The sequence below is a fragment of the Sphingobacterium sp. B29 genome (assembly GCF_001952815.1).
GTDB classification, from domain to species: Bacteria; Bacteroidota; Bacteroidia; order Sphingobacteriales; family Sphingobacteriaceae; genus Sphingobacterium; species Sphingobacterium siyangense.
On sequence record NZ_CP019158.1, the window covers coordinates 1,987,084 to 2,011,926 of the forward strand.

The following is a 24,843-nucleotide window of genomic DNA, read 5'->3' on the forward strand; positions in this document are numbered from 1 at the left end:
GTTTTCAAAATAAAAGATTATAATATCTGGGTGTTCCACCGCTTTGAACAATGAGGTGCTGGAGAATTTAATCAGAAATTCCGCTCGCTAGGATGCAGTGCCCTAGCTTGAAGAGCTATCATCCTTGTTTCCAGGTTGCAGTCATAGTGAAGTTCTTTTTCTATCGTATCAGAGAGAACGTTGTTATGCAGTAGAACTTCTATGATATCTTTTCTGTGAAGCGCACAATTCATTTTGCTATACAGAACTTCAAGGGGTTTTTTACAGGATTTGGTTTTGTTTTCATTGAAAATATCTGTGTATATCCCTGCCAATCGCTCAATTTTGTGCTCATTTTTTACCTTTTCCGCGATTTCGGTCAGTAGCTTCGAGTCGCCACTTCTGTAATTAGAAATCAGCAATTCCAAATAGTCAATCGGATTTTTGGCAGTTTGTATTTTGTCCACGGCAAAATCTCTAATGGCTTTGCTTTTTAGATGTTTGAGTGCTTTAATGGCATTTTTAGCTATTCTGTTTTTGCCTGTTTCCTTTTGTTTAGCATAGTCTAAAATGAATTGGCTATCGTAGGGAAATTTGTGAAAGTCAAAAATATCCAAAAGGCATTCAATTTTTGCTTGGTCTGTTTCTTTCAAAAGATGTTTTGCGATAGTGTTTATCTCTTCTTCTGTTAGCTTTCTCATTCTTGCAAAAGAAATACGGGCTTTGCTGTTTAAAACTTCATCAATGATGTCTTTGTATTTTTGGGGTTTTGTTCGCTGTGTATTCTGGTTTATTTCTGTCCGTTGTATGTTGTCAAGGTAAAGACGTATGAACTTATTGGTCCGGGCTTTCTTTTGAAGTTCTTCAGACACCTGTATGCTTTGGTGTTCTGCTTGAAAATGCCGAATGATGCCATCGTCTTGCCAATCGTCATGATGTTGTTCAATGTGTTTTCCAAATTTCTCGGCAACGTAAAATAAGCCATTTAGTCCGTCAAGTTGTGCTATTTCATAAGCGCCGGCCCAATCAGCGCCGGCGATCGGATTGTTTAAAAACCGGTCATAAATAGCTTGTTTTGCCTCGGTGTCATTTTGCTGCGCGAAAAGTTTTGCCAGGGCAAACAAATGTGTCAAGTTCCAGGTGTCATCCTGTTCCCTTGCCAAACCCTGCAAGACGGCTTTACGGATTTTGTCTTTTTGTTTTGAAATAGAAATAATGTCAAAAATATAAGTTGCCCGGTCGCCTTCACATTGCCCGTCATAGGCGAAAATGTTTAATGCACCTTGTATAATTTGATTTGAAAAGTCAATTTCCGGATGCTCTTTTACGATCAGGTATGCTTCACCTGTTCCGCGTTTCAGGGCATGTAGAAATTGTCGTTTTAGGATTCTTAAATCGGGCATAATCGAAAGAATGGGGTTTAAACAACACTCAATGATAGGGGACGTGCCAGAATACTGCTTTTAATTTATCGATTATGATCTTCGGCAATGATTTCGTCGATATCATTAATAATACGGTTAATTGGTTTTGTAAAATAGCTCTGGGCCAGCTGTACCTTTTTTTCTTTCCCATTTTCATCCTTATAGCGTGCGATCAGGGCGACGTTAATTGTGATAAAGCCATATTGTTTAAGCTTGTGGATACTAAAACCCTGTAGGCTCTCCAGCGGAATGGTCACTTCTTTACCCAAAAGTCCCTTACGTGTACGGATCTCCCTATTGTCCATATCAATGATAAAATAGGCTCTAAGCAGGGAAATCATCAAGATAACGACAATACCCAGCATCCACCATTTGAATGAGGAATCAGGCATTTTAATGAAACCTACTAGGGCCATAATGGAAAATATACCAACCAAAGGAACATAGGTTCCTAACTGGGGTTTCATTTTGTATTCATTTCCGTTTCTTTCGAAATTTTTCATGTGTTTATCTCTAATTTAGCTATATCAGTATTCTAATCTGCTGATGTGGTTATCTGGTATGTTAAATAATCGATTTAGAGAATATCATTATTGGGTGGTGCATTGCGCTAGATCTTCATTAAATGATTGTATTTTTTTAAGTCTCCAAGTAAATAAAGTTATAAATTTGCTTTAGAAAAAAAAAAGGCCATAAAAACCACTACATTTTTTATTACGAGGTATCATTAACTGGGAAGAATGAATTCAGACAAAAAAATATGAAGGCATTTTATTTTATATTACTATTGCTAATTGTAAGTTGTACTTATCGTAGTGACCCAAATAGCTGTGAAGAAACTAAACAATATGCTGAAAGTTTCGAGGCTAATGTTGTTCTTTTAAAAAAACCTAAGATCAAGTATCAGGATTTTATCCTGGTTGGAGTTGATCCAACGACCAAGAGAGATACCGTACAATTGCTACCCGGTAGGTGGTTTTTTCAAGCGACTTCCTTTTGTGATTTAGGAGATACTATTGTTAAGCGGCAAGGGAGCGCATATAAACGCGCTATCTAATCGATACAAAAAATCAGATGCACGGATACTGATGGTATATATAAGGATACTGTATTGTTACGAACAAACTGTCGAAATTAGCTCGAGAAGAGAGCCAGATTTTCTATCAAAAGATGGGGTTCAAAAAGAGGGGATTAAAATAGTCGTTTTTTGGGGTTAAGCTCATTTATTGAACACTATAGTGTAATTAGGGCTTGATTGTATTCAAAATTAGTTGTCTGAAGTAATGAATCTGAAGTTAGAAGTGGAGCAGCAACTAGGTTTGCTGAAAAATTATTTTACCGATCAGGAATATAATGGGATGATCAAACAAAAGTTCCAATGGTACGTATTCATGTTGGTCTTTTTTCTGCTGGGCTGTTCCCAAGATCCTAATTTTGATAATACAGTGATGCGAGAATTTCAGCAATGTAAGTCAAATAATGGATGCATTCTGGATATGGAAAAAGCGTTTGATTTTGATTGGGACACCGTCTATTATTTTAGTGGAAAGTATTCTTTAGATGAAATAAATGAAATTTTAGGTTTTAACTTAAGGAGCTATACAGATGTTGGTGCCCGATTTATTTTTGTTTATAAGGGCAGGGATGTCTATTCTTATGAGTGGTTTCCGTCTTCTGACAATCTAAAAGAAAATGTATATATGCTAACAGATTTGGACTTGTTTAAGGTGGATCGGCATAATGCGAAATTTAGCATTGAAAAAATTGATCATAAAATTTTTGTTGAGCATTCTCCTTTTAGTAATGCAAGGGCCGAATTGTTGAAAATTAAAAATCAATAACTATGCTGATAGTGATAAGTTGATGTTGTGCTTTATTCGGATTACCTGATAAAGAAAAATACCAGAGCGAAAAGCTAATTATGAAAAACCTATTTAAAATTATAGCGTGCTTAGTCATCATTCTTCAGCTAATATTTTTGGTCGAAAAAGGCAATGATTTGATAAACTATGATGGATATTTAGGACTTCCAAAAGGTACCTACGGCTACCCCGTTCCATATCACAGTATAGTGTCAATATGCTGTCTAATCACATTATTTACTATAAATATGCTGATCTTAATAATTAAGAAGAGGCGTTTTTTTTATCATACCTCAATTGCGTTTACGACAATATATATGGTAATTATTGGATCTGATCTTTATTTGCATAGATACTCATATCCAGTCCTTTTTAAAGAAATCTTATGCGTTTCTTTAATAGCCTTGATTTTTACTTTATTGATCCCTAGATTTAACGATCTAAATGCAAAGTTAAATGTATATAAGCTAATCCTAATTCTAACGCTTACTTTTAGTATTTTGATGTTTTTGCTTTGGTTCCGAATTATAGGATAATATATCGCTATGATTATGGGGCTAGGTTTTATGATTCGGAGATATATCAGCTGTTTTAATTGCTTTTATATATAATATCATCTTTAGAATTGAATATTTTATCTTTTCCAGCAGAAGTTAAAGTGTAAGAGCTATCATTGTTGGTCGTGTAATATTTATAACTCGTATTCCATCGATCCTTTTTCCATTCTGCTCTTATAGGGTTGTTTCCGATAAGGGAATCTAGACTGCGAGGATAAGGCTTATCATCTTTTTTATAGCTTTCTAAAACTGCAGTAATTTCTGCACAATCACGGATTGTATATTTTTCTTTAAAATAGTTTTTAGTTGAAAGATATAAAGTAGTAAATATTATCATGCAGACAAATAAAACAATACCGGTTAAGCTGATAAGTCTTTTTATCGAATCAATATTAATCTTGATTGCTTTCCATTTTGCATATTTTGTTGAAACGATCAGGATTGCACCGAGAGCCATAAATAGTACATAAACAAGGCTGGGCCAAAGTCCAAAGAAGACCATTCCTATAGTTAAAACTAAGCCAATAGTGAACAGGATATTCCCTATTATAATTATTATTTTTTTTAATCTATTATCCATAGATACCCCGTTAAATATTCTCTTTTAGTTGAATTAAAAATAAAGGAAAATATTTGATTTTTTTCTTTAAATTCCTTAGCGGATGAGGCGTCTGTTAAGGAATAGATGTCGACCTATTAAGCATGGATAAAAAGCTGCTGTTGCAATTTCGGGACGCTAGATATCTTTTAGATAGTAGTAAAAAAGGTGTCGAGACAGATGTAGTTTGGTTGACAGTTTATAAAAAGTAAAAAGGTTATGAAATTTAAAGTTCGATTTCCAGCTCCTTATCAAGTTATCGATGTATATGATGATAACCTTGATGTCAACATTATTTTAGAGAATGATGAGGTTTATTTTGGAACATTGTTTACGTTGACTAATATCGATAAACTGATGGAGAAAAATCGTGAAATTTATTTTTGGTCTACAGATATGCTTATTGTAAAAGAGCTCTCTTACCAGGGGATTCATGCAGCTCTTCAAGCTATATTAAATGAGGGCTATTTTTTCTCCGTTTTCAGTAAGATAGGTGTGGTCAAGGATATTTATTCGCATTTGGAGTGGAAACATTTTTCGGATGTAGTATCGGAGATAAAGGCGCATTTCATTGAATGAAACTAATGAAACAAGGCCCAATGCTGATAGACGGGCTTTGCTATTTACTTCAGGTGGCCCTGTAAAAAAGAGGGTATTTATGTTTAATAATGATTTATCTACATTAACGCGGTAAAAGATGAAGAAAATTGTGCTAATAATTTTAAGTTTTTTTGTTTGCTTTATAGTTTATGGCCAAAGTAAGGACGAATATAAGAGAATGGTTGATACAGCAATTATATTACAAACAAAGTATCTTGATCAAAACCCATATAATGAAGATATTTATTTGATTGATGCCAATGATCGAGCATATTATCTTTCGTTGGATAATAAAAAGAATAAATTCAGCTCAATAGATGTAAATGATAAAAAAAATAAAGGCCGTTTAAAAAAAGGTATTCATGCTTGGAAGATTTTACCAATCCTAAATGGTAATAGATTGACCGTTAATATCGTTGACTTCCGTGTTAGATATAAAAATGATAATTACAGCTTTGCCAATACAGGAGGTGCTATCGTAATATTTGAATATCATTGTGCAACTGGAAAATGGGTACTTATGAAAACAACATGGTCGGGGATATAATCTTATCCTTACTTATATAAATATGAAATTAGAAGACCAAATTTTAGTCAATCGGTTTGGACAAGGTTTGATTGCAATTGATCAATTAACAACAGGTTTTAGATTACTTGAATTGATGACGAAAAAGAAATTTCTAAACGAACTTCTTTTTCTAATTATGCAGTCTAAACCGGAGGAAGGAGATATTGAACCCGCGATTATAAAAAGTGATTTAAAGTCCACTTTTATCCCCTGCGTTCTACTTAAAAAAGGGGTTGCAAACCATAATTTGAAAAAAATTATAAATCTGCCGGAATATGAGTTAACAAAGGCATTTGTGCTGCTTTTAAATTTATTTAAAGTAGCTTATGAGAGAAGATTTATTAATGAAAAAGATAATCCTCACAAATGGTGGTATTGGGATTTGTCTGATCATGAAAAGCTTGAGAGGGTAATGGTATCTTAAGGAAGAAGGGTATGAAGTTGGGCTCGAATAAATCAGCCGAGGGTTATGTCTGTTCTATTAAAATTGGGAAAATAATGAGATTTATGAGAGGAAGCGCATTTATTTGCATGGTCGTCGTAATTTTTACAGTTTCTTGTAATAGTACCCCTAAAGATCATGTTTTGGCTGAGGCCGTAACAGTCAATAGTGATATGTTTGGTGCTTCGGATTACGCTATTGAAATACGAGAAGACTCCTCATATCGGGTAATTGATTATTCCCTAGGTCTTGATTCTGCTACGTTGGAATTAATCGATCCCACAGAAAATCCGCTATTGTTGGCAGAGAATACTATAACGGGTAGAACTAGAATAGATGGAAATACTTTCTTCTTTACTCCTGGTTTTAAACAGGTTAATAAGGCTTTATTACGAAATGGCTTTATGGATTTATATATAGGGGATAGTTTCTTCAGGAGACTACGGTTACAAAAAGGGAACACGTATAGTACAAATTATTTCGATCAAAAGAGGTTTCATGATTATGCAATTTTCAATGCTCCAAAGGATTCTGTTTTTGATAATAGTTATAATCTGAATCAAAGAGATTTAATTTTTATTGATTCTGTTCTAACATCAATTTTGAAAAATAAAGAGGGCAATAATGCATTTTACAAACAATTGAAAGTTTATAGTAATTCAGATAGTGTACTTGTTGACGTAAATATCTTCTTAAAGAATAATAAATCTCTTAAGGATTTTTTTAGGTACTATCCTATAATTTCTTTTGATTCGCCCACATATGAAGGTACCTATGGGAAATTAGAAATTAATCTTTCAAAACGCACTTTCTCCGAATTAATAATGTCTGATGACTTTTGATTTTTAAAATTCAAGGCGAATAAACTGTCAGACTAACATTGCTATTAAATTAAATGTCTGTAATATGGATTTTGAAGAAATAAATAGAATTTTGTTTTTTACATTAAATGATATTTGCCCGATTGGGACAAGTAGAATATCAATGATGTCAATAGATGATCGGTATGCGGGATACCCATTTCTACGTTTCAGATTTAAGGAAAAAGATAAAAATGATGTTATATATAGCAAAATCAGGGATGCTGTAAAAGATTTTAAAGGGCTATTGTCATGGGAAATGATAACCTTTAATGATGTGCCAAATTATTTAATTTTGCCTACTTATGTTTATAGTGAGGGAAGGCGAGCGAGCGGTGATTTAAATGAGCATTTAATAGCAAAATATGGAGAAAATTTATATCGAAAAATGATTGATCAAGCTATTGTTGATATTCCAAATTTAGCAAAGTCGATTAGAGATAAATTTCATGAACAATAATTGTATCGCGTGTAATTTGGAATGAATAATTTCGAATGTTAGCCCAAAAATTATCTTTTGGGCTAACTTTAAAAATGTTTAATCATTCATCTCATCATAATAGACATCCGTCTTGCTGAGGATCTGCTGTACCTGTTCGTACTGTTTTTTGCTAAGCCCTGTATCGTTCAAAAAGAAGAGACCGCTCCATTTTATTTTTTTGACAGAAGCCAAAAATGGTTCCCATTGCAGGGGATTATTCGTAAATGGTACAAACACCAGTTTGGGATTATTGTACAATGCGGCGGGGAAGCTTGTAAATTGATTGAAAGAAAAATTGGCCTTTTCTAGTTTTTTTAATGCAGCAATAGATTTTGGCAGTGTCGATAGCCCCGCATGTTCTATGCCGAGTTCTTTTAGTTCGGGCAACTGCTCAAATAGATCGGGCAGATCTGTCAGCTTGGTCTCACCTTTGTAATTGCCCGAAAGGTATAGGAAAGACAGCTTGTTCAAACTAAAAATTTCTTTGGGAAAAGTGCTGAACAGATTTCCGTTAAGCCCGAGCTGTTTTAAGTTTTTGAGTTGTGCAAAGGATGCCGGCAAACCCGTCAAGGGATTGTTGCAGTCGAATTCTTCCAACGCTGTCAGATTGGAAATACTTGCGGGAAGTACACTGAGATTATTTCTGCTTAACGCGATCTTTTTAAGTTTAGGATGGGCGGCTGTGATTTCAGGAAATGTGCTGATGTCTAGATTGCTAATTTCCAGTGACTCCATTTGATTGCCTTCGTCCATAATCTTTTGCAGGATTTCGCTGCTGAGCTTCTTTCCAGAGATGGAAGAACCCAGGAATAAGGTTTTTACCTGAGCTAGGTCTGTGCTTACCAATTCCTCCAGTTTCTCCAGATTGAATTCTTGCCCATCCGTCTTTTTGATGCGCACCTGATCTGCCGCCCGCATGGGCATGGATATTATAGCCGCAGGCATGCTTTCCGAAGTACCCGCCTGTTCGATCACCTTTGGTGGCTCGGGGATAGGTTTCACCACGGGTGGTGGGCCCTGTTTTTTCTTTTTCTTCTGCGCTGATACGCTTAACGTAAGTAAGGATAGACTGAATACGATAATATATTTTTTCATGTGTGTGCTTTGTCTTTTGTCGTTAAAGCAAAGATGCACATTTTAAGACTAGTCTTTTCTGTGGATTTATATCCGATCGCTTTGGCTTACGATTCGTCGCACCTGGATGAATAATGGTTTGGGTTTCGTTCTGAATCGTAAAAGCTCCCTGATAATTCAATAATCAGGGAGCTTATTGTTAAAGGGAGTAAGACCGTTTGTGAAATAGGCGCTGGGCTATTTCGTTTCGATCTTGTATACGTAAATCGGAATTTCTGGGTCTTTGACAGTGGGTAAAGACAGCTGTAGGCCATCTCTTCCTTGTGTCCATTTCACCTTTGAGGAATTGCCGAGAAGTGCTAAACTTTTGATGTCGAGGCTACTTTTTGCAAGCTCCGGGATGTCGATCGTAGCCGTTGAAGGACTACGCACAAAAAGATAAACACTTTTCCCTTTCTGCGTAAAGCGGTAGTCTGATACGATTTCTTTCGACGTTGCATCATTCACGGCATCTTTCATACTGGCTTTATCCTTTTCGGTTGCTTTATTGTCCGACGGCACGGTATGCAGCGCTTGTTTGACTCCGTTCCAGACCGTAGTACCGTAAATCGCTTCACCATTGGTCTTCATCCAGTGTCCAATGATGCGAAGATTTTCCTGACTTTCAACTGGCCAGGTACCATCTCCTTTGGGGCCTACATTGAGCAGCAGGTTGCCCCCCTTGCTCACGACTTCAATAAGGTTGCGGACCAGCAGCTCGGGGCTTTTCCATTCTGTGTCATGTCTATTGTAACCCCAGTTTTCACTCATCGTGATGCAGGCTTCCCAGTTCTTCCGTGTAGTAGAAACCAGCGACTGCTCAACAACAGCATAATCGCCAAGTCCATTGCCTATCCGGCTGTTGATGATACAATTGGGCTGAATGGAATGGATCAGATCTTTGATTTCCTGACTTTGTTTTTTGGTGATCAGCTCGGGAGTATCAAACCAGATAATGCCGATAGGACCGTATTGTGTCAGCAATTCGCGCAGCTGCGGTTTGACCTTGTTTTCCACGTATTTGTTGAGGTCTTTGGCATCTTCGTCGGGATAGTCCCAGGTATTGCTGCGCCCGGCTTTGGTAGGCCAGTTGGTAGGCACATCGGGGTTTTCCCAGTCGCGGCCAAGGGAATAATAGAAGCAGAGCTTGAGGCCATATTTCTTACAGGCCACCGCAAGCTCCTTCATCGGATCTTTTGCCCAAGGGGTGCGCTTGACGATATTATAGTCGCTGACTGCTGAGTTATACATCGCAAATCCATCATGGTGTTTGGCTGTGATCACCAGGTATTTCATGCCGGCATCGTGGGCTATCTGAGCCCAACGGTCGGCATCAAAGCCTGTTGGATTAAACTGATCGGCGATCTTTGCATAGGTCTTGACGGGTATGCGTTCGTAGAGCATAAAATGCTCGCCACCTTTGGTGGGATGGCCATTCCAGTCGCCCGCGGTCTGGGAATAGAGCCCCCAGTGCAGAAACAGACCAAATTTCCCGTCGGTAAACCAGGGAGTGGGCTGGCCCGACACTTTGAATGCCATTAAGGCGAATACCAGAGCCAGGAAGCTACTCGTGTTTCTTAAAAATAAGTTATGCATCGTATTTCCCAAGTTTTCTAACGGTTTTGTACTTTCATGGATGAAACCTTATCGTTAAAAGTCGAGAGATAGGAAGACGAAGAGGTGACAACAAGACTATCTCCCGTAAAATTGTTGCCGTTGTATAAAGTTACTTTAACATTGGCACCAACTTTAATAGAAGAGATGCTATTGTCTGTCACGCCTTTTGCTAATAAATCCGAAGTAGTATATTGCCCTTTGCCAAAGCTTCCTTTCACACCGGCATAGGACGCATTGGAATAGGTATACACCGAATCTTGATTGGTTGTCATGAGATCATTGACATAGTTAAATTCGTAAACATTAGAAGTTGTGTAGCCATTTTGCAATAATAATTTTAGCTTAAGTTCGTAAGGTGTATTGCCTTTGTAGTAAAGCTCATTCAGATCTATAGTCCCTTGGATGACTCCAGAGGAAACGGGGGCAAATTTCCAGGTAACTGCATTGTAATCTTTGTTGGCTCCTGTGCCTTCGTTGTTTACATTGGGATCCATATAAACCAATATCTCACTCACAGGCAAATTGGACGTATAATTTCCAGTAATAAAGATTTTTTGCTGACTGTTGTCAATGGCAAATTGAGGTTGTACCGAATATGTAGGTGCCTGATAAGGGCTAGCTGTCGTCACTGCAGGTTGAAAAACTTCATTTCTGTTGAGAATTGCTGCATCAGAGCCGGTTAGAAAAGTAGGCTGTCCCTTGCTAAAACTCACATTGCCGCTTCCCATCAATGATGTACCCAGTGTAGGTTCTTCACTGACATATTTAGCGCGGTTATGGGGTAAATTTAATCCATGGCCCAATTCATGTAACATGCCGCCGAGATAGTTTGAGCTAGGGTTTGGAATTCCATTGACAGACATGGAGGAATTATCTACTGCAAAGCAGTATTTCCCATAACCATAGAATGGTTGGCTGTTATCACCATCTGTTCTTGCTGGCAAAAGTACCAAATAGTGATTGTTGGATGAAAATTGGCTTGGATGGGCAGCTTTATATGTATTGATCTCATTTATAATTTTACCAGCGGATACGGCCGAGCTGTAGGGGTAGTCCGCTTGAGCTCCTGCGGCCGGAATTTCTATGATGTTAACTAGGCCTGCAGAATCTTTTGCCAGGCCCAGATAGCTGCTATAACCATAGCGACCCATCTCATTATGCAGCCAGTCCTGGAAATGGACAAATAGCTGGGATAACCGTGTTTTATAGTTAGGCAATGCTGGATTGTCTGTGGGTACAAACATGATTATATTGAGATTTACTGGATTAGTCACAAAGGTAAGGTTGGAAAGTGCGGTGTCTATGGCACCATTCGATGACGCTTTTAAACGTTGAGTTTCTGCTGCATTTTGCTCTACCAATGGCTTTGAACAGGCAAAAATAAGTGATAGGACCGCGGTGGACAATGCAAATCCTTTCATGATCTGCATCCGTCTTTTTGTTTGTTTTGTCATAATTTTTGAAGTAAATAATTTATAATTGTTAATGTATATTGGTGGCTATAGTAAAGATTATATTTTGGTTTACAGTGTTTTGTGTTTAAGTCAATCGTTTGCATAATTCGCGAAAACGTTTCAATTCATATATTTATTCAGAAGACTTGCGTGTTAGGATAGAGGCCTGTAATTCGATGTTCTGATATTGCGTTGTGATCTTGTGATCCGGACTGTCCAAAATTTTATTGAGAATAGCAAAAGCCTGAGATCCGATTTCACGCGAAGGCTGTACTACGCTTGATAATGAGGGTTGAAATATAGTTGTGTATTGAAAATTAGCAAAGCCTAGAAGAGCAATGCGCTCTGGTACAGTAATTCCGATTGCATGTAAAGCTTCTAACGTTAAATAGGTGAGCTGGTCGGATGCGGTAAAAATTGCCTCGGGCAAAGCTCTTGAATCAACGAGACCTGTGAGATGGTTTTTTAATTGATCCAGCACATCTACTCTTTTTCTATTCGTTTCTATCGACAGTAGATCATTTGAATTAAATGTGATGTCAAAATCCCGAAGACATTGAATATAACCACGCTGACGCTCTAGTGATGTGCCCCGCGATTGATTGGAAATAAATAGAATCTTCCTTTTGCCCTGATTGATTAACTGAGAAATCCCTTGGTAAACGACTTTGAAATTGTCTATTCCGATTTTATACGTGTTTATTTCGTAATTGGTTCGGTCAATAAGTACAATAGGTATACCTTTGTCAATTAATCGTTGAAGATACGTTAATGTCGTTTTATCGCCCGTTGCTGCAATCACGACGGCATCTGCTCCCTTTTTATATAACATTTCTAAATGTTTTAATTCAAGCCGGGGGTCGTCTACACTTTGCATAATGATTAGGTTGTAAGTCGTGTCTGACATCTCTCTTTCAATTCCTTCGAGAATCTGTGAGAAAAATGGATTGCCAATCGAAGGAACGATCATACCAATAATATTTGTTCGTCCCGTACGCAATAGTTTAGCGTATTGATTGGATTGATAACCATGCTCATCAGCAAATTTTTGAATTTCAACCTTCGTTATGGCACTGATTTCGTGACTATTTGAGAGCGCTTTAGAGACGGTGCCTATAGAGTATCCTAAAGCTTTGGCGATATCTTTTATAGTTATTTTTTTCATGTTGATGAATTGCCTTTTCGAAAAATCGGAATGGAGAAACTTCAAGTAAACATTGTTAATCGCTTTGATCCCTAGTATTTGTTGTCGGTTGCCTGTTTGACGTTTTTAGCTGTCATATTCCTTCGTCGATAAAACAAGACTATCAGGCAAAACTAAAAACGCCTGATAGTCTAAACTAAACACTAAACTAACAAATGGTCATCTCTTACCATTATTCTTTTGACTTGTTCATATGTCCGCTTTTATTTGGTTACATTGACAATATACCAAACATGGAGTTCGCCAGATCGTATGGTGATGGTATCCTTACCGACTGTTAAGCCGGTAACCAAGCCTGTATTGCTATATGTTGCGATTTCTGGATGTTTGCTGGTATAGGTCGCCTCAGTGACACTGCGGTTTCCCGGATTGACTGCCAGATTGATCTGAAGCGGCGTTCCGATTTTAACAGGAATCTGCATGAAACCTCCAGAAAGTACAGCTTCCCGAACAGTCAAGTTGTCTTTAATGGGCCCCAGGTCCTTTTTGCATGCGTTCAACCCCATAGTTACACATAGGAGGCTAATCGACAGGTAGATATATGCTTTAATTTTCATAATGTTATTTCTTTTTAATACGTATTATTTTGCACCCAGCCATCCCGGATTTTGAACGAGCTGATTACCATCTAAAGTGAGATCGTATAAAGGCAACGGCCAATAGTAGCGGTAGTCTGCCCATAAGGCGACACCATTTGTAATGTTGGCACTCCGCGGATAAGCGATGATAAATCCGTTATTATCTAAAAAGATGTCTTTATTGACTTCTTCTTTTAGGGCAATAACTGGTTTGGCAGTATGGGTACCGTCGTAGAGTTTTCCTTTTTCTGCTGTAAATTTCATACCCCGTAACGGAACCGTCATCAGGTTGCCGGCCTTCCATCGCATCAAGTCTTCATATCGACGGTCTTCCAGGACCATCTCGATACGGCGTTCCCTTCTTATTTCACGGATGATGGGGCTAACGGAATAATCAAGTTTTGCAGCATAGATTTCATCGAGCCTTGGATCGGCAGGGAGGTTGCCAAGCTCGAGTTTGCTGCTCGGATATTTCGCAAAGTCAAATCCCGCGCGTTGACGTAATAGATTGATTGTTTTATCTAGGTCGTTCTGCGTCAATGTACCTAAAATGGCTTTTGCTTCTGCTAACATCAGCAATACCTCTCCATAGCGGAATTCAATAGCCGTTTGTTGTCCGTTTGTTGTCGCTTCATTTTCGGTACGGTCACCCATCCAGTGCTTAATAGGTAAGTAACCGGTTACGGTGGTACCACCACTGACATTGTAAGATAGCCGAGGATAGGTGATGCCGTTTTTTTCGAGGCTGGTCGTCCCATCTGTTCGATTAAACAAGGAGCGATTTTCACCGGGATAATTAATGGTCTGTTTCAGACGTGGATCCCGGTTTTCGAGTTCAGACCAGAGGCCATCGTAACCTTTGAAAAGTGGGTTGGCAGTATAGCTGCCAGCGGATCCTGACGTATAGATCGGTTTACCGTCAATACACAGATATTCATCGATCAGGCCCCGTGTTGCACCTCCAGCAGGTCTTCCGCCCGAAATACTGTTGTTCTGATCCCAATAACGCTGCGTTGCGTGACCGACAACAGTGCCATCATAAACGCGGGCTAAGATAGCCTCTTTATTGCCGTCGGAATTTGGATCTTTCTTGAATGTAAACAATTTCCAGTAAGGAGTTTCACCCGTAGCATACAATTGATAGCGACCTGAGGCGATGATTTTTTCGCAAGCATCCACAGCTGCCTCCAAAAAAGGTTTTGCTGTGCTTTGTAGAGACAGCTCGTTGTGGTAGGTCCTAAAGGAGCCTTCGAAAAGGCCAATTCTCGCTTTTAAAAACAAGGCCATATCCTGATTGATACGTCCGTCTGGACGGCCAGTAATGCCTGCAAGACCTGTAATAGCAAGATCGATTGTCTTCATTAAAGAATCAGCAACCACTGTTCGCTTATCCCGAGGTTTGTAAAGGTCCTTGCTGTCGATATTGAGGTCGCTTGAAAACCAGGGCACATCTCCAAAAAGCATAAGCTTGCGGTAGTAATCCATCGACTTAAAGAAATAGGCCTCGCCCACATATTTGTTCAGTCTGCTGATGTCATTGTTGACGGCGGGCAAAGCATTGCTGTAGTTTTTGAGGAAATAATTTACCGAGCGTAGGTTTTCCCAGGTCCAGTCTACCGACGTACCTGCATTTGGTGGAATAAAGGTGTTGTCCATCATACTGCTGATATTGCCGTAGCGGACCATATTGTCGGTCATAAAGTCGGATGCCAACAAATGGCTGCCGCCGACAACATTGGGGTTTACTTTAGCATCGGCCCAGCCTGAACCGTGTCCTAGAATATAGCGGTTATAGAGATTATTGAGGTATAATGTCAACTCCGTTTCGGTATGTAAGGAGTTGTCCTTCGATAGATCGGTCTCGGGACTTAGCTGTAAAAATTTATCGTTACAAGATTGTGTCAGCAATAAGGAGGATGCTGCGGCAATGACGATTAATCTGGATATATTTTTTTTCATAGTAGTATTAGTTAGAAAACAATTTGGGCACCAAAAGCAATTGATCTCTTTTGTGGATAGTCTGCAGATATCTGGTCGACGTCAAAAATTGTAGGTATTTTTGTGAGCTCAAAAATGTTGTAACCGGCAAGCGTGAAACGCAGGCGCTCCACACCAAATCGTTTGGTCATCTCCTGCGGTAGGGTATAGCCCAATACCGCCTGTTTAAGTCTCAGATAAGCGCCATTGATCAAGTATCTGTCCTGGACATTGACCGAAGAACCGTACATTGGAAATTCAGCATCTGTGCGGTCTGGTGTCCAAGATCTCTCATACATCCATTTTGAGCCTGCTCCACCGCCCCAGTAAGAAGATAGTCCGGCCCAGATATCACGTTTCAGCACACCTTGGAACAAAAAGTCGAGATCGAAATGTTTATATTGGACATTTCCAGTGATACCAAATCGATAACGTGGTGTAGAGTTTCCAATAACGACCCGATCGCCTGGATTTGCCAAGGTGTTCAGTCCGGCATCTATCTTTCCATCAGGAATTCCCTCCGGTCCGCCAAGATCCTGGTACCAAATATAACCTGGATATAGCGTGCCCTGATAGGCCCCGTTGTAGATCCAGTTGCCATTGCTTGGATTACGACCTGCGAAATCACTTTCCTGTAGTATACCACCGGTACGGTAACCCCATATTTCGCCGATCGTTTTACCATCATACATCACCTCCCTGCCCGAAGAGTTGGTGATCATCATGCTGGTGTTGGCAGCGTAATGCTGTACTTTGGTGAGGTAGTCGGATAGGTTGAGGCCTACACGGTAGCGGAGGTCCGCATTGATCGTTTGCTTCCAAAGGAAAGAAAGTTCAAATCCTTTGGTTTCGAGTATACCTGAGTTTTCCAGTGGCGCAGCGGTTCCCAAAGTGGTTGGAAACGAGGCACTGCCATCGGTCAGGATATCGGTGGTCTTTCTATTGTAATATTCAAATGTTACATCGAGCCTGTTTTTGAGAAATGTTCCATCAAAACCGACGTTCCATGTTCTGGCTTTCTCAAACGTAAGGTATGGGGATACGAGTCCCGGAGGATCGATATAGACTATTTGCTGCCCGTTGATTAAGTAAGGCGCTTTGCCGGTATTCATGGTTGCCTGATAGGGATAGATGGATGAAGGCTGATTTCCTAATTTCCCCCAGCTTCCACGCAATTTGAGTTCGTTGAGCCAGCTCTTAGTTCCGGCCATAAAATTCTCCTGCGATATGCGCCAACCGGCAGAGAAGGATGGAAAAGTGACAAATCGGTCTTTTTCCGTAAACTTTGCACTTCCATCATAGCGGAGATTGCTCTCAACAAAGTACTTTTCTGCAAAGTTGTAACTGACACGCCCAAATAGTGCTCGTCCCGCAAGCGTGTAGGCATTTCGGGAGACCGTATGCAGAGATGGGTCCTCAGCGGCATCAGGGTTTTGTATATCTGGCGAGATCAACTTTCTGAATGTGTTCGTGATCTGATTATATTTTGTCTGCTCCTGATTGTAGCCGACTACAGTAGCGAAATTATGTTTCTCTGCCCAGGTTTTCTTATAATCAGCATAGATGTTGACCAGATATTTGTTGGTGTTATTATTGTCAAAATACGCTCTGTTTTCAGCCGCTTCGGCCTGTTGAGAGGTATACTGCCAAGAGTCTACGACTTGGTTGAATTTGGGGCTGTATCGGCTCAAACTATAAGACTGGGGCTGATAACTGAGGTCTGCCTTTAATTTCAGCGCATTCGGTATCAAGGTAAATTCGGGCGAAATCAACAAGGATACTCTTCTGTCCATGGACTGGTTGTTTGCACCATAGCTCAGCCAGGCAAGAATATTGTCTGTATAGGTATTGGGGAGCGGATCATTGGGACCGGTTTGGATAGGCATATTGATGTTTTTGTTCGTCTCACCCATCATAGCCGACCAGATGCTGCCTTTGCCCCCAACGATATAGGGGCTATTGAAATTTGTTTGGTCGAAACCTATTTTTCCAAAAACGCTGAACCAGTTATTCACTTTGGCGTTGATATTCATCAGGGCGTTATAGCGTTTCAGTTTATCGGTATTGATCTTGTACATACCCGATTGATTCTGCATACCACCCGAAATATAATAGTTAATGGACTCGGCTCCACCACTGAGGTTGAGCGTATGTTTTTGCATCGGCGTCCATTTTTTGACGGCTTCCTCAAATGGGTTAACGTTAGCTACCCAAATAATGCTGTTCCCTTCCTGATACCATGCATTTTCGGGAGTGGGATTGTCCATGTACTTTTGGATCATCTCCAGCTTTTTTTCATCGGAAGTACCTGGTTTGCCGTTGGTCCATAATGTCCTGTCCATGCCTGATTTTTGGATCTCATACGCGTTAAGGATATCAGGTAGCCCAGAGGGGGTATCAAAGTTGGAGTCGAAGTTGTAGGCGATCTTGCCTTTCTGATTGAATTCACCCCGCTTGGTACGTACCAGTATTACCCCATAGGCTGCTTTTGTACCATAGATTGCTGCAGCAGATGCATCTTTGATAAAAGACATGTCCATGATATCATTCGGGTTGAGCTGATTCAAGGCACCGGTAGAACTCTCTACGCCGTCTATAATCACCAAAGGGTCTCCGTTTACGGATTCGAATACTCCTGTATTGCCATTGTAATTCATGGAGGTACCACCCCGTAAGTTAAACCCAGGTGTGCTGTTTGGCGAACCATTTCCGAAGGTGATGTTTAGATTGGGAACAAGACCCTGTAAAGCCTGCCCGATATTGGCTACCGGTCGATTTTCAAAGGCCTCTTTGCCAACATGTGAAATGGCTCCTGTTAAGTTGACTTTCTTTTGTGTGCCGAATCCGACAACAACTACTTCCTCCAATGCACTGTCATTCTCCTCCAATGCTATTGTCAAAGCACTGGCTGTTGCACTGTTAAACCGCACAGTCTGTGGTTTGAAGGAAAGGTGCGAAATGGTCAGCGTACCTTCCGCCTGGACTGTTTGCAGGGAAAAGTTTCCTTTACTATCGGAAGAGGTCCTGCTGTTGCCGCCGTTGATGCTGATCGTTGCGTTTTCGATGGGCTTGCCATCTTTTTTTGCTACCAATTGCCCTTTGATGGTAGATTGCTGTTGCAGCGTTTGGGGCATACTCTTTGGCGCACTTGGCAATACAATAATATGGTTTTTGTGCATTTCAAACTGCAGGGGCAACTCGTCTGAAAGCTTTTTGAGAACGTTTTCCAGTTTTTGGTTGGAAACGTCTACATTTACCTGCTTGAGATCATTAAAGAGACTTTCGTCATAAAAGAAATGATATCCGGTCTGTTTTTTTGATTTCTGTAAAGACCGATTTTAGATTTCCTTTATTGATATGCAGGGTAACCTGTTGGGCTTCGGTTTTACCGTAGACACCATAGGTAAATAGTAAACCCAGGAAAAGGGTGGCTTTCACCTTTTTGGAAAAGAGAGGTGCAAAGCTAGGTTCAGCCATTCGGTTCCCGAATAGGTAATCTTTACATTTGATAAAGTAATTCATATTTTCAGTAATAGGGTTGGTTTTTTGTTTAATTCACATATAGATGTTATTCAAGCACTGCCGAATAGAGTAATAGCAATGTTTGTTGGAGTAGGTAAATATTTAAATCATCTTTGGTCCTCCTTTGGTTTTTAAAAATTGGTTTATCTTTTTAGTTTTTGTTCTTTACGGTAACGGTTTTTCTGTCAATTTCAAATTCAAGGCCGGCCCCGCGTTTAATGAGTTCTAAGGCTTCGGCGAGGCTTACACTTCGGCTCATGCTCCCGCCAAACTTTTTCTTACTGATCGGTCCTTTGTAGATAACCTGGATATCATACCAGCGTGCCAGCTGTTCCATAATGTCCTGAATCTGGTCGTGTTCGAAATAGAAATAGCCATGTTGCCAGGCGGTTTCTTTTTCAATATTTGCCTGAGAGACGCGCATGGCGCTGCCGTCGAATTCGACTTTCTGTCCAGGTACGATTTGTTTGGTCGTATTATTTTTATTGGTCAGCTGGATACTTCCATTGATTAATGTGACATTGGAGGCCACATTGCTGTAGGCCGTCAGATTAAAGGCGGTCCCCAGTACTTTAATATCACCGTGTGTCGTGCTGACGATGAAGGGCCGATTTTTTTCGTGGGCCACTTCAAAGTAGGCTTCGCCCCGTAGTTCCACATTGCGGGTCGATTTACCAAAGGCCAAAGGATAGCTCAGCTCGGAAGCTGAATTGATCCAGACTTTGGTGCCATCGGGTAGGACCATCCGGTAGAAGCCCGATTCGGGTACTTTCAATGTGTTCTTTAGGCTTGCAAGTTCGGCCTGTCCGCTGTTTGGTTTGTAATGCAACTGGCCATCTACGATCTGAAGTTGTTCGCCATGCGTTTCCTCTATAGTCGTCTGCTTGTCAGAAAGAGCGACAGTTTTACCATTGGAGAGGGTAAGCGTGGCTTTCTGCCCGCCGGGTAATACATCGTTGTTATACCGATAGACTTGATCGGCGACAATTTGTTTGTCCTGAGGAGCAGAGTTTAGAAACCATGCGACACCTAAAAAGATGAGTAGGCTGGCTGCAAGACTTGCATAGATCTTTAGTTGGCGCATGCCGCGGGTATGTAATGGTCGTTTTGCTGGTTTGGCCGACGCATAGTGTAGTATCTTCGCTCTAGCCTGATCCAGGTCCAGTCTATCCCAGAACTCTGCATCGCTAGATCTGAGCCCCTGACTGGTATATCGTTCCCATTGTTCGCGTAGGGTCGGATCATCTTCAAAGATTTTTTGGAGAGCCTGCATATCTGCTTGACTCAATGTCCGGCTAAAGTGCTTGACTAAGAAATCTACGAGTATAAATTGGTGATCCATCATGTTGTTCAATTGGCTGTATAAAGAGAAGAGCCACGGGGGGCGCAAAAGGATGGAAGGAAAAAAAATAAAAATTATAAATAATTGTTATTCAGTGAGTAAAAATAACAAGAGGAGGAGTGCTCGTGCATCTAAACGTGATCTGAGAAGCTGTATCGCTCGTTTTTTCTGACTTTTGACGGTGTTGATGGAGATGGTCAGGTTGCCCGCAATTTCTTCGTTTGAGAGTTTGTCGAAGATGGCCATATGCAATACCTGTCTGCAGCCCTGAGGAAGTTGATGAATGGCTTCCATGAGCTGGTCTATGACTTCGGCCTGTATCATGGCATCCATGACTGTCTGCTCTTCGATCATATCTTTGTCAAGCTGATCGAAGTATTTACTTTTTATTTTTTCACTGCGGAAGTGTTTGAGGCAATTGTTTCGGATGGCAATGAAGAGATAACCTCGGCGTGTATTTTCATCATCGGGTAGGGTACTGCGTCCCTCGCAGAGCCCTGCGAAAAAGCTCTGAACAACATCTTCAGCCAAAGCTTCGTCGTGTAGGATATTGTTTGCAAAGAGACAAAGCTGTCGGTAGTATTGCTGAAAAAGAAATTCAATATCGTAAGGTAAAGCTATCTGCAAATTTTCCACCTTGTTTGATGATGTATAAAGAAATTGACATAACAGGAGCTCTGGGAGCACGGTATAAATATAGGGAAATATGCTTAGGTTTTGGATTTGAGGAAGGCAGCTGTTCTTATATTTCTTCGAAAACGTTTGAGTACCCGCTACTGTTCTGTTGCCGACATCGATCTGTTCCATAGGGAACGGCCATGATGTGGTAAAGTACCCTTTGTCTATCTGAAAAAGCGGCCTGCTCTTCGTAGATCGGCCGCTGTTTAGCTATCAAAGCTTTTTTTTATCGGTATTTGTCTAGTGGCTTACGGGAACTGCTATTGCAGAGCTTTCTTTTTTTTATTAATTTTTTATATATAGAGTTAAATTCGTTGTGGTTTTTTGCCTGTATTTTATTAGCTTTATACATTCATTTTTGCTATTTAATTGTTCGCTTGGCCTCCCAATTCGATGTCTCTTGAATAGAAGAATTGAAACTTTTATCCAATTCTATAAATTATATCATAAGTTATTGCTAGTTAATTTTCATAGATAATGAATCATTTCAAGTTCCAATCTGCTGTATTCATATTTTTGTGTTGGGTGTTTGTTTACCCTGCAATAGCACAGCAGCAGACATTTCCGCAAAAAGAAGATTATTTACAGCTGCTGGAGCGCGCAGCAAAGGAAAATAAGCCGATGTTCTTGGTGGTTCATCAACGGGACGATCAGTTTATTCCTTTTAGAGGCTCTGTTTCAAAAAAAGCAAAAGATATCCTCAGTACGCAGTTTGTGTCGGGAATTGTTCAGGTGGATCGGGATGAATTTGACCATCCGTTGCAACGGGCTTTCTATTTGAACAAACCGATGTACCTTGTTACTGATAAAGATGGGATTCCTATTTTACGAATAGACAAGGCGGTTGACGGGGGAGATGAGCTGGAAAGACTCATAGACTCGGCAAATACGCTTGCAAAAGCTGAAACTCTCGGTAAGCTTATAGCAGAATATCGAAAGGGGATGCGTCAACAGTCCTTGTTGAGCAAAATACTTCGCTACAATCAGACATTTGATCAATATACAGACCAGCAGCTATTGAGTGACTATATAGCGCAGCTGACGATAGAGCAATTGAATAATTTTGAGACAGTTATATTTTTATTGAGCTGTGGCCCTGTATATAATAGTAAATCTTATTTACTGGCGCGTACCAATAACAAAATGGTGGATAGCCTCTATTCCTCTTTGCCATTGCCAGTTCGTAAAAAGATAAACAACAGGATTATACAGCGGACATTTCGGGAATCGCTCGACAAGAAAAACTTTTCTTTGGCCCAAGAAGTTGGTTATTTTGCCTATACGACATGGACGCCTAATTATTTGCGTGCATCTAATGCGCAAGCTTTTCATCCCTTGGAGTATAAGCGGCTTATGAAAGATAGCCTATCTTACATCCAGATGGCGCGGAACTATTACGATCAATCATTTTATCGGGTTGATCCTGATTCATTGTCCCGAATAGATTTTGCGCAGGATCGGCAGATCCAGTTTACACGAAACCGTCTTTTATTGGACAGTGCGCAAAACGCAGAATTCAAATCCCTAGTGGGGAAAGGGCGTAAATATTATCAGGATGACCAGGCAACTAATTTAAATTACGGTGCGCAACAGATCCTGGCTTTTGAAAAGAATAACCCGGAAGTTATATTTGATGCGATCCGTTGGCAAAAGAAAACAATAGAGCTCAAACCTGATGTGCCCGCATTCCGTTATACGATGGCTTTATTGTTGTATCGGGTTGGCTTTTATGCGCAGGCAGAAGAAGAACAACAGAGAGCTGTGAAATTATCGAAGTCAAATAAGCTCTATCAGGAGAAAATGAAGGCCGTATTGAAGCAGATGCAGTCCAGACTATTATGATCAAGGCTAATTTGGAGCGGGACCTGTATGTAAACGGATTGGAATGGTAAACTGCACACGTACAGGCATACCGTATTGATAACCCGGAGTCCATTTTTCGGCTTTCTTCAGTACTGCTATACCACTTGCTGCTGTTCCATAGCCGAGGTCATTAATCACTTCAAATTCATTTGCCAGACCATTTTTTTCAATGACAAAACTGATGAGAAGTTGTCCTGATACTTTTGCATTTAAAGCTTCTTTGGGATATTTATAATTGTGGGCAATAAAGATCATGAGGTTTTTTATCCCGCCAGGATATTCCGGTTGGACATCCCGCTGCGTATAGGGATGCACATTGCCCATACTATCTGTGCTGGTTCCTTTGCTTAATATGCCTTTTTCGTACCATTCCTCAAACTTATTTTTACCCTTTTTTAGAGTACCCTTCCAATGTCCTTGACGTAAACCATCGATATATTGGCCTTTTTCACTATTTATGCTGTCCTTAAATTCAAACTTGCCGTTTCCATTGACAATCTGTTGGCGGCCTGTTGAATCAGCATAATAGATTAGTCGGCTATGCTGGTCCTGAAAAAGAAATTCGTTGGGACTGGCTTCAGAACCGGAGAAAAATCTAATTTCTTTTAAAAGACCATTTTCGTAGTATCTTTTTAACGTATCGCTCAGTTTATTGTCTTTATATCCGGCTGATACCGCTAGGTTGCCATTGTTGTGATAACTTTCAATAATGCCTTCCAGATATAATCTTCGTGGATCAGCTACTTTGGTCCATCCATGTCTTTTTAAATTGCCATTTGGATAGTAATCGTTTACTTCGTAAAGTCCCAATTCATTTGCTGTTAACCGAATAATGTTCGTGTAAGCGGCTGAATCTTTTATAGCAGTAATACCACGATTTTTCTTCATATAAGTGACAATTGTTTCTTGCGCTTTTGCATGAATCACAATGGCCGTAAAAAGGAGGAAAATAATGTATTTGTGTATATTTAAGGGATAATAGTGCATGATATGGTTAATTTTATTTAATCAAATATATATTTTTTAGGTGAAATAATCCGCAGCGTTGGACAAACTATTTCGAGTGGAATGATGTCCTCTAAGTAAAAGATTATGGATAAATCACCTATGCAGAAGATTGCACGAATTGGATTAGGAGCCTTTTTGGTTGTAGCCGGTATTGGACATCTGTCCTTCGCCCGCAAGGAATTTCAGGCTCAGGTGCCCGACTGGGTTCCGATCGCTAAAGATGATACGGTTGTATATTCCGGTATTGCGGAAATTGCTTTGGGTGCTGCACTGATTTTCGCGCCTGATAAACAGCGATCGAAAGTCGGAAAAATCGCAGCAGCGTTTTTTGCAGCTGTGTTTCCTGGAAATATTGCCCAATATAAAGACCATCGCGACGGCTTTGGATTGGATACGGATGGAAAGCGGCTTGCCCGTTTATTTTTTCAGCCTATATTGGTTGCATGGGCTTTGAAAAGTACATGCAAAAGTTGATCGGATGAAAACTGATGGAAACAAACTGATTTTTTGAGACACCAAACCTAAACGATCGACCCGATGGATGGCCGAGGAAAGAGCAGGTTTGTTCTTTATACCAAATTATACTTAATCACAATATTCAACCAATCTTTAGACAGTGCTTATTCAGTTTACACTGAGCAAGCACTGAATAAACGCTGTAACAAAGACTAATTTGGTCACTCTTCGATCCTGATTTTTAACACCTAAATATTAAATCTAACGGCTATTATTTTTCATTTTCTTCCTGTCCGTTTAAATAATTATATTCGCATCAAACATATAAAATAACTAACCTATAAAAGTACAGACCAGATGGAAGAAAAGAAATTAAATGAACTGAGCAATGAAGAGTTGTTGGTTCTCAAAAAGAAAGCTAAACCCACGAAAATAATCAATGCATCGATTATTGGCTTTTGTTTGGGGATCGCTGCCTACAGTGTATTCGTAGCCGGTTTAACCTGGCCTACAATTTTCCCATTAATATTGGCCATTTTGTTCTTTAAATATTTTGGGAAAAATGAGAAAGCACTGGATGCGGAGCTGAAAGCCCGAAATCTGAAATAGAAAAAGAAAACTATTGCAGCTGCGCTGTTGTTTATTTTAAAAAACAGCTTA

The 24,843-nt window shown here is 40.0% G+C and carries 24 protein-coding genes; 10 read left to right on the forward strand and 14 right to left on the reverse strand.

Annotated features, from left to right (window positions below):
* Positions 1-71: 71 nt before the first annotated feature.
* Positions 72-1,382, reverse strand: a complete 1,311-nt coding sequence (locus tag BV902_RS08315; protein ID WP_075991541.1) for a hypothetical protein — start codon at positions 1,380-1,382, stop codon at positions 72-74.
* A gap of 65 nt (positions 1,383-1,447) precedes the next feature.
* A complete protein-coding gene (locus tag BV902_RS08320; protein ID WP_075991542.1) occupies positions 1,448-1,906 on the reverse strand; it encodes a hypothetical protein in 459 nt (152 codons plus the stop codon).
* Between the two features lie 257 nt (positions 1,907-2,163).
* On the opposite strand from BV902_RS08320, the gene BV902_RS08325 reads away from it, so the two are divergent.
* Together BV902_RS08325 and BV902_RS08330 are read left to right on the forward strand one after the other, a co-directional pair.
* A complete protein-coding gene (locus tag BV902_RS08325) occupies positions 2,164-2,460 on the forward strand; it encodes a hypothetical protein (RefSeq protein ID WP_075991543.1) in 297 nt (98 codons plus the stop codon).
* Positions 2,461-2,686: 226 nt separating this feature from the next.
* A complete protein-coding gene (locus BV902_RS08330) occupies positions 2,687-3,244 on the forward strand; it encodes a hypothetical protein (RefSeq protein ID WP_075991544.1) in 558 nt (185 codons plus the stop codon).
* Positions 3,245-3,856: 612 nt separating this feature from the next.
* On the opposite strand, the gene BV902_RS08335 is transcribed toward BV902_RS08330, so the two are convergent.
* On the reverse strand, positions 3,857-4,402 hold the full coding sequence (locus tag BV902_RS08335) for a type II secretion system protein GspG (protein ID WP_157625962.1): 546 nt from the start codon (positions 4,400-4,402) through the stop codon (positions 3,857-3,859).
* A gap of 237 nt (positions 4,403-4,639) precedes the next feature.
* Here BV902_RS08335 and BV902_RS08340 point away from each other — a divergent pair, with 237 nt between their 5' ends.
* From BV902_RS08340 to BV902_RS08360, 5 genes are all read left to right on the forward strand, one after another.
* Positions 4,640-4,999 (forward strand): hypothetical protein, encoded by a 360-nt coding sequence (locus BV902_RS08340; RefSeq protein ID WP_075991546.1) that lies wholly within the window; start codon positions 4,640-4,642, stop codon positions 4,997-4,999.
* A 118-nt stretch (positions 5,000-5,117) separates the two neighbouring features.
* Positions 5,118-5,567: a hypothetical protein gene (locus tag BV902_RS08345; RefSeq protein WP_157625964.1), complete on the forward strand. Its 450-nt coding sequence runs from the start codon at positions 5,118-5,120 to the stop codon at positions 5,565-5,567.
* A 22-nt stretch (positions 5,568-5,589) separates the two neighbouring features.
* Positions 5,590-6,012 carry a DUF5958 family protein gene (locus BV902_RS08350; protein WP_075991548.1) on the forward strand — a complete coding sequence of 141 codons (423 nt, stop codon included), beginning with the start codon at positions 5,590-5,592 and terminating at the stop codon, positions 6,010-6,012.
* Positions 6,013-6,095: 83 nt separating this feature from the next.
* Positions 6,096-6,872 carry a hypothetical protein gene (locus BV902_RS08355; RefSeq protein WP_157625966.1) on the forward strand — a complete coding sequence of 259 codons (777 nt, stop codon included), beginning with the start codon at positions 6,096-6,098 and terminating at the stop codon, positions 6,870-6,872.
* Between the two features lie 64 nt (positions 6,873-6,936).
* Complete coding sequence (locus BV902_RS08360; protein WP_075991550.1) at positions 6,937-7,350, forward strand: hypothetical protein; 414 nt, start codon at positions 6,937-6,939, stop codon at positions 7,348-7,350.
* Positions 7,351-7,428: 78 nt separating this feature from the next.
* Here BV902_RS08360 and BV902_RS08365 read toward each other — a convergent pair whose 3' ends face one another.
* The 10 genes from BV902_RS08365 to BV902_RS08410 all read right to left on the reverse strand — a co-directional run bounded on the left by BV902_RS08365 (position 7,429) and on the right by BV902_RS08410 (position 20,985).
* Positions 7,429-8,466: a leucine-rich repeat domain-containing protein gene (locus BV902_RS08365; RefSeq protein ID WP_075991551.1), complete on the reverse strand. Its 1,038-nt coding sequence runs from the start codon at positions 8,464-8,466 to the stop codon at positions 7,429-7,431.
* A 216-nt stretch (positions 8,467-8,682) separates the two neighbouring features.
* Positions 8,683-10,080 carry an alpha-L-fucosidase gene (locus BV902_RS08370; RefSeq protein WP_216640450.1) on the reverse strand — a complete coding sequence of 466 codons (1,398 nt, stop codon included), beginning with the start codon at positions 10,078-10,080 and terminating at the stop codon, positions 8,683-8,685.
* A gap of 17 nt (positions 10,081-10,097) precedes the next feature.
* Entirely contained in the window at positions 10,098-11,555 is a 1,458-nt protein-coding gene (locus BV902_RS08375) for a hypothetical protein (protein WP_075991553.1), read from the reverse strand.
* 133 nt (positions 11,556-11,688) lie between these two features.
* Positions 11,689-12,720 carry a LacI family DNA-binding transcriptional regulator gene (locus BV902_RS08380; protein ID WP_075991554.1) on the reverse strand — a complete coding sequence of 344 codons (1,032 nt, stop codon included), beginning with the start codon at positions 12,718-12,720 and terminating at the stop codon, positions 11,689-11,691.
* Positions 12,721-12,962: 242 nt separating this feature from the next.
* A complete protein-coding gene (locus tag BV902_RS08385; RefSeq protein WP_083663520.1) occupies positions 12,963-13,316 on the reverse strand; it encodes an Ig-like domain-containing protein in 354 nt (117 codons plus the stop codon).
* A 24-nt stretch (positions 13,317-13,340) separates the two neighbouring features.
* Positions 13,341-15,296: a RagB/SusD family nutrient uptake outer membrane protein gene (locus BV902_RS08390; protein WP_075991556.1), complete on the reverse strand. Its 1,956-nt coding sequence runs from the start codon at positions 15,294-15,296 to the stop codon at positions 13,341-13,343.
* A gap of 11 nt (positions 15,297-15,307) precedes the next feature.
* The gene (locus BV902_RS08395) at positions 15,308-18,493 is read right to left on the reverse strand and encodes a SusC/RagA family TonB-linked outer membrane protein (protein ID WP_083663521.1); all 3,186 of its coding nucleotides are present in this window, start codon (positions 18,491-18,493) and stop codon (positions 15,308-15,310) included.
* A gap of 106 nt (positions 18,494-18,599) precedes the next feature.
* Positions 18,600-18,836 (reverse strand): hypothetical protein, encoded by a 237-nt coding sequence (locus tag BV902_RS08400; RefSeq protein WP_157625968.1) that lies wholly within the window; start codon positions 18,834-18,836, stop codon positions 18,600-18,602.
* Positions 18,837-18,987: 151 nt separating this feature from the next.
* Positions 18,988-20,181, reverse strand: a complete 1,194-nt coding sequence (locus BV902_RS08405) for a FecR family protein (RefSeq protein WP_075991558.1) — start codon at positions 20,179-20,181, stop codon at positions 18,988-18,990.
* 84 nt (positions 20,182-20,265) lie between these two features.
* Complete coding sequence (locus tag BV902_RS08410; RefSeq protein ID WP_075991559.1) at positions 20,266-20,985, reverse strand: RNA polymerase sigma factor; 720 nt, start codon at positions 20,983-20,985, stop codon at positions 20,266-20,268.
* 348 nt (positions 20,986-21,333) lie between these two features.
* Here BV902_RS08410 and BV902_RS08415 point away from each other — a divergent pair, with 348 nt between their 5' ends.
* Positions 21,334-22,698, forward strand: a complete 1,365-nt coding sequence (locus tag BV902_RS08415; protein WP_075991560.1) for a tetratricopeptide repeat protein — start codon at positions 21,334-21,336, stop codon at positions 22,696-22,698.
* Between the two features lie 6 nt (positions 22,699-22,704).
* On the opposite strand, the gene BV902_RS08420 is transcribed toward BV902_RS08415, so the two are convergent.
* Entirely contained in the window at positions 22,705-23,706 is a 1,002-nt protein-coding gene (locus tag BV902_RS08420; RefSeq protein WP_075991561.1) for an energy transducer TonB, read from the reverse strand.
* A 105-nt stretch (positions 23,707-23,811) separates the two neighbouring features.
* On the opposite strand from BV902_RS08420, the gene BV902_RS08425 reads away from it, so the two are divergent.
* Positions 23,812-24,201 carry a DoxX family protein gene (locus tag BV902_RS08425; RefSeq protein WP_075991562.1) on the forward strand — a complete coding sequence of 130 codons (390 nt, stop codon included), beginning with the start codon at positions 23,812-23,814 and terminating at the stop codon, positions 24,199-24,201.
* Positions 24,202-24,540: 339 nt separating this feature from the next.
* The gene (locus BV902_RS08430; protein WP_075991563.1) at positions 24,541-24,792 is read left to right on the forward strand and encodes a hypothetical protein; all 252 of its coding nucleotides are present in this window, start codon (positions 24,541-24,543) and stop codon (positions 24,790-24,792) included.
* Positions 24,793-24,843 lie beyond the last annotated feature (51 nt).